At 64.3% G+C, this 11,653-nt stretch carries 9 protein-coding genes; 6 read left to right on the top strand and 3 right to left on the bottom strand.

All coding sequences use genetic code 11. From position 1 onward, the window contains the following. Window positions 1-54: 54 nt before the first annotated feature. A complete protein-coding gene (locus RUGAMON1_RS22895) occupies window positions 55-1,977 on the bottom strand; it encodes a PrkA family serine protein kinase (RefSeq protein WP_116990439.1) in 1,923 nt (640 codons plus the stop codon). Between the two features lie 4 nt (window positions 1,978-1,981). On the opposite strand from RUGAMON1_RS22895, the gene RUGAMON1_RS22890 reads away from it, so the two are divergent. The 3 genes from RUGAMON1_RS22890 (at window position 1,982) to RUGAMON1_RS22880 (ending at window position 6,123) form a co-directional block, all read left to right on the top strand. After that, on the top strand, window positions 1,982-2,485 hold the full coding sequence (locus RUGAMON1_RS22890) for a hypothetical protein (protein ID WP_445232708.1): 504 nt from the start codon (window positions 1,982-1,984) through the stop codon (window positions 2,483-2,485). Between the two features lie 2 nt (window positions 2,486-2,487). Continuing rightward, complete coding sequence (locus RUGAMON1_RS22885) at window positions 2,488-3,495, top strand: adenosine deaminase (RefSeq protein ID WP_445232707.1); 1,008 nt, start codon at window positions 2,488-2,490, stop codon at window positions 3,493-3,495. 90 nt (window positions 3,496-3,585) lie between these two features. Next, window positions 3,586-6,123, top strand: a complete 2,538-nt coding sequence (locus RUGAMON1_RS22880; protein WP_445232706.1) for an ABC transporter permease — start codon at window positions 3,586-3,588, stop codon at window positions 6,121-6,123. Window positions 6,124-6,126: 3 nt separating this feature from the next. Here RUGAMON1_RS22880 and RUGAMON1_RS22875 read toward each other — a convergent pair whose 3' ends face one another. Further along, window positions 6,127-7,137, bottom strand: coding sequence for a response regulator (locus tag RUGAMON1_RS22875; protein WP_445232705.1), 1,011 nt, complete (start codon window positions 7,135-7,137; stop codon window positions 6,127-6,129). A gap of 3 nt (window positions 7,138-7,140) precedes the next feature. Then, window positions 7,141-8,421, bottom strand: coding sequence for a sensor histidine kinase (locus RUGAMON1_RS22870; protein WP_445232704.1), 1,281 nt, complete (start codon window positions 8,419-8,421; stop codon window positions 7,141-7,143). A 171-nt stretch (window positions 8,422-8,592) separates the two neighbouring features. On the opposite strand from RUGAMON1_RS22870, the gene cqsA reads away from it, so the two are divergent. Genes cqsA through RUGAMON1_RS22855 form a run of 3 tightly spaced genes read left to right on the top strand, consistent with a single transcriptional unit; the run spans window position 8,593 to window position 11,605 of the window. Further along, window positions 8,593-9,852: an alpha-hydroxyketone-type quorum-sensing autoinducer synthase gene (gene cqsA, locus RUGAMON1_RS22865; protein ID WP_445232703.1), complete on the top strand. Its 1,260-nt coding sequence runs from the start codon at window positions 8,593-8,595 to the stop codon at window positions 9,850-9,852. 30 nt (window positions 9,853-9,882) lie between these two features. Continuing rightward, window positions 9,883-10,281, top strand: a complete 399-nt coding sequence (locus RUGAMON1_RS22860; protein ID WP_445232702.1) for a group II truncated hemoglobin — start codon at window positions 9,883-9,885, stop codon at window positions 10,279-10,281. A gap of 4 nt (window positions 10,282-10,285) precedes the next feature. Continuing rightward, window positions 10,286-11,605, top strand: a complete 1,320-nt coding sequence (locus RUGAMON1_RS22855; protein WP_445232701.1) for a DNA recombination protein RmuC — start codon at window positions 10,286-10,288, stop codon at window positions 11,603-11,605. The last annotated feature ends 48 nt before the right edge of the window (window positions 11,606-11,653 follow it).

The raw sequence follows: 11,653 nt of genomic DNA, 5'->3' as shown, positions 1-11,653 counted from the left end.
GGTCCGACCCCTAAGTGGTGACGCACGCGTGTCGCTCAAAGCGTGCGGGCTTGCTTACGACGACTTCCTCACACGCAAATACCATTCGCACAGCAAGCGGACCTGCTTGGCCGTATAGCCTTTCTCCACCATGCGGGCGACGAAGTCGGCGTGCTTGTTGGCGTCTTCGGCGCTGGCCTTGGCGTTGAACGAAATCACCGGCAGCAGTTCCTCGGTGTTGGAGAACATCTTCTTCTCGATCACGGTGCGGAACTTCTCGTAGCTGGTCCAGGCCGGATTCTTGCCGCCGTTGTTGGCGCGGGCGCGCAGGCCGAAGTTGACGATCTCGTTGCGGAAGTCCTTGGGATTGGAAATCCCGGCCGGCTTCTCGATCTTCTCCAGCTCGTTGTTCAGCGACTCGCGGTCGAAGCTTTCGCCGGTGTCCGGATCGCGGTATTCCTGATCCTGGATCCAGAAGTCGGCAAAGGTCACGTAGCGGTCGAAGATGTTCTGGCCGTATTCCGAATACGATTCCAGGTAGGCGGTCTGGATTTCCTTGCCGATGAACTCCACGTACTTCTGCGCCAGGTGTTCCTTGATATACGAGAAGTACTTCTGTTCGGTTTCAGGCGGGAACTGCTCGCGCTCGACCTGCTGCTCCAGCACGTACAGCAGGTGCACCGGATTGGCCGCCACTTCGGTGTTGTCGAAGTTGAACACCTTGGACAGGATCTTGAACGCGAAGCGCGTCGACAGCCCGTTCATGCCCTCGTCGACGCCCGCGTAGTCGACGTACTCGTGCATGGACTTGGCTTTCGGATCGGTGTCCTTGAGGTTCTCGCCATCGTAGACCAGCATCTTGCTGAAGATGCTGGAGTTCTCCGGATCCTTGAGCCGCGACAGGATCGCGAACTGCGCCATCATCTTCAAGGTTCCGGGCGCGCATGGGGCCTGGTACAGCGAGGAGTTGGCCACCAGCTTGTCGTAGATCTTGATCTCGTCGGTCACGCGCAGGCAGTACGGCACTTTGACGATGTAGATACGGTCGAGGAAGGCTTCGTTGTTGCGGTTGTTCTTGAAGGTCTTCCATTCCGATTCGTTCGAGTGCGCCAGGATGATGCCGTCGAACGGAATCGCGCCGAAGCCCTCGGTGCCCTTGTAGTTGCCTTCCTGCGTGGCGGTCAGCAGCGGGTGCAGCACCTTGATCGGCGCCTTGAACATCTCGACGAATTCCATCAAGCCCTGGTTGGCCAGGCACAGGCCGCCCGAGTAGCTGTAGGCGTCCGGATCGTCCTGCGAATAATCTTCCAGCTTGCGGATATCGACCTTGCCGACCAGCGAGGAAATATCCTGGTTGTTTTCGTCGCCCGGCTCGGTCTTGGAGATGGCGACCTGCTTGAGCACCGACGGGTAGCGCTTGACCACGCGGAACTGGTTGATGTCGCCGTTGAACTCGTGCAGGCGCTTGACCGCCCACGGGCTCGGGATGTTGCGCAGATAGCGGCGCGGAATGCCGTAGTCCTCTTCCAGGATCACGCCGTCCTCTTCCTCGTTGAACAGGCCGAGCGGCGATTCGTTGACCGGCGAGCCTTTCAGGCAATAGAAGGGCACGTGCTCCATCAGCGACTTGAGCTTCTCGGCGATCGACGATTTGCCGCCGCCCACCGGGCCCAGCAGATACAGGATCTGCTTGCGTTCCTCCAGCCCCTGCGCGGCGTGGCGGAAGTAGGAGACCACTTGCTCGATCACTTCCTCGGTGCCGTAGAACTCGCGGAATGCCGGGTAAATCTTGATGACCTTGTTCGCGAAGATGCGTGACAGCCGGGTGTCGTTGCGGGTATCGACCAACGTCGGTTCGCCGATGGCGGCCAACATGCGCTCGGGGGCGCTGGCGTAGGTGAGTCGATCTTTTTTGCAAAGTTCGAGATACTCCTTCATGGACATCTCTTCTTCTTTGGTCCGTTCGTACCGTGCGGCGTAGTTGTCAAAAATGGTCATTTGGATGTCCTTTAATGTAAACCTGCTTGTCACGGGTCACCGGCAGTTTGCCTGCCCTGGCCCTGGTTCGTGCCTACCCTTTTCGTTATTATTTTTCTTCTTATTATTTATACGTCGCCAGCTTCTTTTGGTGACACGGATTGCCCGTGCCGGTGAGCTGGCTTTATGGCCGGTTGGCGGCTTTTATGTGTTGGTCGTAACGCTTCTTACGTCTATGAAATTGATTATTGCGCTATTGGTGCCGGAAGTCAAAAGATATGTCGTAATATGGTTAATACTCTTTCATAACTTGTTGATTTATAAGATTTTTCTTGAGAAAAATTGTGTATTTTTCGTGGGTTTTCGGGTGTTTTTTCGCGCTACTTTATGCCACAGTATCACGCCTGTCAGCGCTGTGCTGATCGTGCCTCAAACAGATAAATTTTGCCGCAACTTGGCCGCCGCTGTCGCACTCTCGCAGCATGCGCTAAGATGCGATGATCCAGCTCACTGTCACAGGAAAAAATAATAATGTTGAACGAACAATTGCGCACGGTCGTGCAGCAGATGCCCAAAGCCGAACTGCACATCCATATAGAAGGCTCGTTGGAGCCTGAGCTGATCTTTGCGCTGGCGCAGCGCAACCAGGTCAAGCTGGCCTACGGATCGGTGGAGGAGTTGCGCGCCGCCTACGCGTTCACCGACCTGCAATCCTTCCTCGATATTTACTACGCCGGCGCCAGCGTGCTGTTGCAGGAGCAGGACTTCTACGACATGACCGCCGCCTACCTCAAGCGCGCCGAGCAAGACAATGTGCGCCACACCGAGATCTTCTTCGATCCGCAGACGCACACCGCGCGCGGCGTGCCGATCAAGACCGTGATCGACGGCATCCACCGCGCCTGCCAGGACAGCCCGATCAGCGCCACGCTGATCCTCAGCTTCCTGCGCCATCTGTCGGAGGAAGACGCCTTCGCCACGCTGGAAGAAGCGCTGCCTTACCGCGACAAATACATGGGCATCGGCCTCGATTCGTCGGAGGTCGGCAATCCGCCGGAGAAGTTCGCGCGCGTGTTCGCCAAGTGCCGCGAGCTGGGCTTCCACCTGGTCGCGCACGCGGGCGAGGAAGGCCCGCCGGCGTATATCGAAACCGCGCTCGACGTGCTGAAGGTCGAGCGCATCGACCACGGCGTGCGCTGCCTGGAAGACGCGGCGCTGACGCAGCGCCTGGCGCGCGAACAGATCGCGCTGACGGTGTGCCCGCTGTCGAACGTCAAGCTGTGCGTGTTCGAGCGCATGGAGCAGCACAACCTGCTCGAGCTGCTGGACGCCGGCATCGTCGCCACCGTGAACTCGGACGACCCGGCCTACTTCGGCGGCTACATGAACGCCAACTTCGTCGCCACCTTCGAGGCCTTGCCGCTGGGCCTGTCCCACGCGCAGCGCCTGGCGCGCAACAGCTTCTCGGCGGCCTTCCTGCCGGCGGCGCAAAAGCAGAAGTTCCTCGATGAAGTCGACGCGTATTTCGCCGCGCTGTAACCCGAAAAGTCGGGGTCTGACCCCATGCGGGGTCAGACCCCAGTCGCCGCAGTGCGGGGTAAACGGTACCCGCTGTCGAGATGGAAACCCATGCTCAAACTTGCTCTGAAAATGACGGCGCGCGACTGGCGCGCCGGCCAGTTGCGCTTTCTGCTGATCGCGCTGACGGTGGCGGTGGCCGCCTTGTCCGCCACCGGCTTCTTTATCGACCGCCTGCGCAGCGGCCTCGATCGCGACGCCCACCAGCTGCTGGGCGCCGATGTCGTCATCAGCGCCGACTTGCCGGTCAATCCGGCCTGGCGCGCGGAGGCGGCCAAACGCGGCCTGCTGATGACCGACACCATCAGCTTCCCCAGCATGGCGCAGGCGGGCGAGGGCGAGCAGTCGACGTCGTTGCTGGCGTCGTTGAAGGCGGTCGGCCCCGGCTACCCGCTGCGCGGCCAGTTGAAGATCACCACCAATCCGGAACAGGCCGAGCAAAGCTACGGCGCGCCAGCCAACAGCGTGCCTGTGCCAGGCACCGTGTGGCTGGACGCCGGCCTGCTGGGCAGCCTGAAGACTTCCATCGGCGGCCAGATCAAGCTGGGCGACAAGCGCTTTACGGTGGCGCAGCTGATCGCCTCCGAGCCCGATCGTGGCGCCAACTTCCTGGCCTTCGCGCCGCGCGTGATGTTCGCGCTGGAGGACCTCGATGCCACCAACCTGATCCAGCCCGGTTCGCGCGTGTCCTACCGCCTGCTGGTGGCGGCGCCGGCGTCGCTGGCGAACGGCGCGGCCGTCGCCACCGCCTACGAACAATGGCTGCAGGCGCAGATCAAGCAAAACAATATCAAGGGCGTGCGGGTCGAGTCGCTGGAAAACGGCCGGCCCGAAATGCGCGCCACGCTGGACCGCGCCGACCGCTTCCTGTCGCTGGTCGGCCTGCTGTCGGCGATGCTGGCGGCGGTGGCCGTGGCGATGGCCGCGCGCCGCTTCATGCAGCGCCACCTGGACGCCTGCGCCATGCTGCGCTGCCTGGGCCTGACGCAGAACGAAGTCACGCTGATGTACCTGATCGAATTCCTGATGGTGGGCCTGGCCGGCAGCCTGATGGGCGTGGCGGTCGGCTTCGGCGGCCACTACGTGCTGCTGGAAGTGCTGGGCAAGCTGGTCTCGGCCAGCCTGCCGGCGCCGACCATCTACCCGGCGCTGCAAGGCGTGGCCACCGGCATGCTGCTGCTGGCCGCCTTCGCGCTGCCGCCGATACTGCAACTGCGCAAAGTGCCGCACAACCGCGTGATCCGCCGCGAACAGGATCCACCGCAGGTGACCGCGCTGGCCACCTACGGCCTGGGCCTGGCCGGCTTCGTGGCGCTGCTGCTGTGGCAAGCGGGCGACGTGCAACTGGCCTTGTACACGGCAGTCGGCTTCCTCGGCGCCTTCGCGCTGTTCGGCCTGGTGGGCTGGGGCGCGCTGGCCGCGCTCAAGCCGATGCGGCGCGCGATCGACCATCAAAGCTGGCGCTTCGCCATCACGTCGCTGCAGCGCCGGCCCGGCGCCACGGTGGTGCAGATCGTTTCGCTGGCGCTGGGCATGATGGCGCTGCTGGTGCTGACCGTGGTGCGCGGCGACCTGATGACGGCCTGGCGCAACGCCACGCCTCCGGATGCGCCCAACCGCTTCATCATCAACATCCAGCCGGAGCAGGCGGCCGACATCGGCAAGCGCCTGCAGGCGGCGGGCGTGAGCTACGCGCCGCAGTATCCGATGATACGCGGCCGCCTGACCGCCGTGAACGGCAAGCCGGTCACCGCCGAGACCTACACCGACGACCGCGCCAAAGGCCTGGCCGACCGCGAATTCAACCTGTCGACGATGGCACGGATGCAGGCCGAGAACAAGGTCAGCGCCGGCCAGTGGTTCGCCGACAAGCCGGGCGCGCCGGAAGCCTCGGTGGAAGAGGGTATCGCCAAGACGCTCAAGTGGAAGCTGGGCGACAAGCTGCGCTTCGACATCGCCGGCACGCCGGTGGACGCCACCATCACCAGCCTGCGCAAGCTGGAGTGGGGTTCGATGCGGGTCAACTTCTTCGTCATCATCAACCCGGCGGCGATGACCGAGGTCTCGCAGAGCTGGATCACCGCCTTCCACCTGCCGCAAGGACAGGGCGCGCTGATGAACGCCCTGACGCGCGACTATCCCAACCTGACCATCGTCGACGTCGGCGGCTTGCTGCGCCAGGTGCAGGCGGTGCTGGACCAGGTGGTGACGGCGGTGGAGTTCCTGTTCGTGTTCACGCTGGCCTCCGGCGTGCTGGTGCTGTACGCGGCGCTGATGGGATCGCAGGACGAGCGCACCCGCGAATCGGGCCTGTTGCGCGCGCTCGGCGCCACGCGCAAGCAGCTGTCGCAGGCGCAGCTGATCGAGTTCTCGCTGGTGGGCGCCTTGTCCGGCGTGCTGGCGGCGACCGGCGCGGCCGGCATGGGCTGGGCGCTGGCCACCTACCAGTTCAAGTTCGCCTGGAGTTTCAGCCCGGTGGTGTGGCTGGTCGGCCTGGTGGCGGGCGCGCTGTGCGCCATCGCCGGCGGCTGGCTGGGCCTGCGCAACGTGCTGCGCCAGCCGCCTTTGCAAACGTTGCGCGAGGCCTGATCTTTACGCCGCGATGCTTTCCAGCGCCGCCCGCTCCTTGATGAAGTCGGCGTAGGCATAGGGCTGCTGGTCGAAGTAGTGCTTCGGCAGGTCGAACAGCGCCCAGTAGTAGGTCTCGCGGCCCTGGCACACGCGCGGCGCCGCGCAGTAGCGGTGCCAGTTGTCGCCGACCCGGCGCGAGTACATGCCGTCGCCGTCCGGATCGGAGAAGAACGGCAGCACGCGCCGCTCCAGCAGCGCATCCATCAAGGACGGCGGGGCGTCGCTGTCGCGCGCGATCTCGTACTGCGCATACATGCCCTGTTCGGTTTCTATCATCATCAGGCTGGCCTTGCCGTGCTTGTCGAGGAACAGGATGCCGGTCGGATTCGGAAAGATGTAGTGCTCGACGAAGCCCATGCTGGCGCTCAGTTCCTGCACCAGCCGCGCCAGCGCCGGATCGCCCAGGAAGTTGTAGTTGTGCAGCAGCACCAGCTCGCGCAGCGTTTCCGACTGGGTGTCGAAGTAGTCGCGCTGCAGCGCCGCGATTTCCAGCTCCAGGATGTCGAGCGCGTGGTCGTCGCTCTTCTTGATGTAGCGGTCGATCAGGCCGCGGTTGAAGGCGCTGACGGCGATCTTCTCGTCGGCCGCGCCGGTGAACAGGATCTTCTTGCAGGGCAGGTGCGCCACCGCTTCGCAGAATTCCAGCCCGTTCATCTGCGGCATCGAATAATCGACCACCAGCACCGACGGCGTGGCGAAGCGATGGCGCTGCTCGCCGATGCGGTAGATGCGCTCCAGGTCCAGCGCCACGTTGCACTGGTCGGCCGGCAGGTTGTGCATGTCGAAGTTGACATGCAGCGGCACGCAGCCCGATTGCGGTTCCTTGCGCAGCCACTGCAGCGCGGTGGTGGTGTCGTGGAAGGTTTGGCTGGCCAGCCTGGGGTCGAGCTGGAACGACAGGCTGCGCAGGAAGGAATCGCTGTCGTCGACCAGCACGGTCAGGGTGGGATGGGAATAGACTGGCAAATGCATGGGTCACCTCTGGATGGGCTGCTGCTGGGGAAATTCAAGGATAAAGATGGCGTAGGCGCCCTCGCGCGACACACAATGGATGCTGGCGTTCCAGGCCAGCATGATCTCCTCGCACAAGGCCAGGCCGATGCCGGCGCCGTTGTGCGGCGGATGGGAATAAAAGCGGCGGAAGATCAGCGGCATCTGCTGCGCCGGGATGCCGCAGGCGGTGTCGATGAACAGCAGGCGCGGCGGCCGGTGCGCGCCGTCGACGATGATGCGCACGCGGCCTTTGCCGGCGCGCTGCACGGCCTTGAGGGCGTTGCGCAGCAGGTTCAGCAGGATCACCACCGACAACTCGGTCTGGCCGGCGAAGGTGAAGTCGCGGCGAATTTCCAGCGTCACCAGTTTTTGCTGCGTGACGTTGGAGAAGGGGTAGCGCTTGAGCACCGCCTCGACCACGCCCTCCATCCTCACTTCCTCCACCGGCCGCAGGTTCTGCCGCACCGCCGTGGCGCTGAGCAGGAACAGGTCGATCATGTGGTTCATATGGCGCACCTCGAACTGGATGCGCGCCAGCGCGTCGATGGCGCCGAGGCGGTCTTCCTTGGAGCGGTTGGTGGTGTCGGTGTACATGCGCAGCAGGCCGCGCACATTGGCGTCGACGCTGGTGAGCGGGGTGCGCAGTTCGTGCGCCACGGTGGCCAGGCCGGCGCCCAGGCCGGCCAGCTTTTCCTGCGCCAGCACGTGGCGGCTGATCTTGGCGGCCGACAGCGCGGCGATGGTGAACAGGTGGATCGGCAACTGCTGCAGCACCGGCCGGCTCAGCATGGCCGCGCCTTCGCCCAGCGCAGCGGCGGCCACGCAGGCCACGGTGGTGCCGATCAGGTAAGCCTTGGCGGCCAGGCTGGTGTCGAAGTGGAACAACACCACCAGCCCGATCAGCAGCGACTCGCTCCACACGCCCGAGCCGTGGTTCATCAGGAACATGAAGGTGAAGAAGAACGGGAAGATGTAGCTGAGCGTGACCAGCAGGTACAGGTACAGCATGCGGCGGCTGAACTGGCGGGCGAACAGGCCCAGCGCGCACAGCAGGATGCCCAGCAGGCGCAGCGGCAGGCTTTCGTACTCCTGCGGGAAGAAATTCTGCCAGATCACGTAGTACAGCGGCATGCCCACCGTGCCTATGCTGGCCAGCAACAGCACGCGCACCAGCGCATGGTCCTCGCGGCCATGGTAGAGCAACAGCGACTGGAGCATGCCGTGCTGCCAGTGTTTCCAGCGTTCTTGCAGGGGAGGCGTCATGAGCAAATTGACTTTTATCAAGGTGCCATGATCGCCTTAAATTGCAGCGCGCTCACGCATATCAAATCATTAATTGATCGGTATCAATCACCTCTTGTTTTTTTGGCCTCAAGGTTGGCATTGGATTCATAAAAAAACAACCATTCCGAAACAACGAAAGGAACCAGAAAAATGCCCAACGCGATTGCTCAAGATCATGTCCAGGCCCGGATTTTTGCCTTGCCAGCCGAGCAGCACATGCCCGACTTTGTCACCCGTCGCATGGATGAACACTACGTTACCCGTATCGAGTTACTGTTGGGTGGTGAACACCCGCACGCGTGGCAACCGACGCCGGCCGGCGCGGTGTTTCTGGCCGGCAATGACTACCTGTGCCTGGCCGGCGAGCCGTCGCTGATGCAGGCGCAGATGGCGGCGCTGGCCAACAGCCAGGGCGAGCTGCTGATGTCGGCCGTCTATTTGCAGGAAGGCAGCGCGCAGCACCGGCTGGAGCGCAAGTTCGCCCGCTTCATGGGGGCGCAGGACGGCATCCTGGCGCAGTCCGGCTGGGCCGCCAACGTCGGCCTGGTGCAGACGCTGGCGGCGCCCGGCATCCCGGTCTACCTCGACATGCAGGCGCACGCCTCGCTGTGGGAGGGCGTGCAGTCGGCCGGCGCGCTGCCGGTGCCCTTCCTGCACAACGACCTGGAGCATCTGCAAAAGCAGCTGGCGCGCCACGGTCGCGGGCTGATCGTGGTCGACGCGCTGTACAGCACCAACGGCAGCGTAGCGCCGTTGCGCGAGCTGGTGGAGATCGCCGAGCACAGCGGCTGCCTGCTGATCGTCGACGAATCGCATTCGCTGGGCACGCACGGCCCGCGCGGCGCCGGGCTGGTGGCGGACCTGGGCTTGAGTGAGCGGGTGCATTTCCGCACGGCCTCGCTGGCCAAGGCGTTTGCCGGGCGCGCCGGCTTCATCACCTGTTCCAGCAAGTTCAAGGGCTACTTCCTGTCGGAGTCGCGCCCGGCCATCTTCAGTTCCTGCCTGCTGGGCCATGAGCTGGCGTGGTTCGACGCCGCCATCGATTTCGTCGCCGCCGCCGACGACCGCCGCGCCGCGCTGCGCGCGCACGCGCTCGAAGTGCGCGAGGAGTTGAGCGCGCTGGGCTACAACGTCAGCGACGGCAGCGAGCAGATCATCGCGCTCGAGCCCGGCCCGGAGCCGAAGACGCTGGCGCTGCGCAAGCTGCTGGAGCGGCACGGCGTCTACGGCGCCATGTTCTGCGCGCCGGCCACGCCGAAGAACCGCTCGCTGGTGCGGCTGACGCTGAACTCGGGCCTGGACCGGATGCAGTTGACGCGCATCATCCAGGCCTGCGACGATATCCGCGACGAGGCCGATCTGGAGAACTGGTCGTCGACCCGGCGTATGCGCCGGCTTGCGCTGGTGTGACGGCTTCGATTCGTCGCCCGGTAGGCTATCATGGAGGCTATGACTGAATCCCAAACTCTCTATGAAGTGATCGGCGGCGAATCGCGCGTGCGCGACATGGTCGACCGTTTTTATGACCTGATGGAACTGGAGCCGGAGTTTGCGCTGCTGCGCGCCGCTCATCCGCCCACGCTGGACAACGCGCGCGAGCGCCTGTTCATGTTCCTGAGCGGCTGGATGGGCGGGCCGGACCTGTACATCGAAGCGCACGGCCATCCGCGCCTGCGCATGCGGCACATGCCGTTCGCCATCGGCACCCAGGAGCGCGACCAGTGGCTGCGCGCGATGGCGTGGGCGATGGAGGATGTCGGCATCGCCGAGGCGCTGCGGTTGCGGTTGATGGAGTCCTTCTATCAAACCGCCGACTGGATGCGCAACAAGCCGGATTGACCCCATGAGCCAGATCGAATTCTATGTGCTGCTGGCCGCGCTTGCGGCCGTGCTGGTGCTGCAGGCGCTGTCGCTGCTGCGCGCGCGCGGCCAGGCGGGCAATGGCAATGTCGGGGACCTGGCCGAACGCATCGAACGCGTCGAGCGCGAAGTGCGCATGCAGTTGCAGACCACGGCGCAGGCCACGCACGCGGCCAGCGTGCAGCAGTTCGAGGCGATGCGCCGCCAGCTGGAGGCGCAAGGACTGGTCGGCCGCGATGAGCAGGGCCGCGGCCTGAAGCAGTTCGCCGACAGCATGAATCAAACGCTGGCGCGGCTGACCGAATCGAATGCCGCGCGCATGCAGGAGGTGCGCGCCACGCTGGAAGCCAAGATCAAGGATCTGCAAGCGGACAACGGCGCGCGGCTGGAAGAGATGCGCAAGACCGTCGACGAGAAGCTGCACGCGACGCTGGAGGCGCGCCTGAGCGCCTCGTTCCAGCAGGTGTCCGAACGGCTGGAGCGGGTGCACCAGGGGCTGGGCGAGATGCAGCAGCTGGCGCTGGGCGTGGGCGACCTGAAACGGGTGCTGACCAATGTGAAGACGCGCGGCACCTGGGGCGAGGTGCAGCTGGAGATGCTGCTGGAGCAGGTGCTGACGCCGGAGCAGTACGCGAAAAACGTCGAGACCATCGCCGGCAGCGGCGCGCGGGTGGAGTTCGCGCTCAAGCTGCCGGGCCAGGTCGAGGGCGGGGCGCCGGTGTGGATGCCGATCGACGCCAAGTTCCCGAAGGAGCAGTACGAGCGCTTGCTGGACGCCGCCGACCGCGCCGACGCGGAAGGCGTGGCGCTGGCCGGCCGCGAGCTGGAACGCGCGGTGCGCGGCGAGGCCAAGACCATCTCGGAAAAATACGTGTCGCCGCCGCACACCACCGATTTCGCCATCCTGTTCCTGCCGACCGAAGGCCTGTACGCGGAAGTGATGCGCCGTCCCGGCCTGGCCGACGAGCTGCAACGCGTGCACCGCATCAGCATCGCCGGGCCGTCGACCTTGTCGGCGCTGCTCAACAGCTTGCAGATGGGCTTCCGCACGCTGGCGCTGGAGAAGCGCTCGTCGGAGGTGTGGCAGGTGCTGGGCGCGGTGAAGACGGAGTTCGGCAAGTTCGGCGACGTGCTGTCGGCCACCAAGCTGGCGCTGGAGCGGGCCGCCAAGAACATCGAATCGGCCGAGACCCGCAGCCGCCAGATGGCGCGCAAGCTGAAGTCGGTGGAGGCGCTGCCGAGCGAAGCGGCGCAACTGCTGCTGGGACCTGAAATCGACAAGAATGATCTGGATGTAGAGTGAGTCATATAGCCACCCCGGCAGGTCGGGGTCAGACCCCGTACGGGGTCT

This window comes from Duganella rhizosphaerae, from assembly GCF_040364205.1.
Classification (GTDB): domain Bacteria; phylum Pseudomonadota; class Gammaproteobacteria; order Burkholderiales; family Burkholderiaceae_D; genus Rugamonas; species Rugamonas rhizosphaerae.
This window is presented reverse-complemented; position numbering and strand designations above follow the sequence as displayed.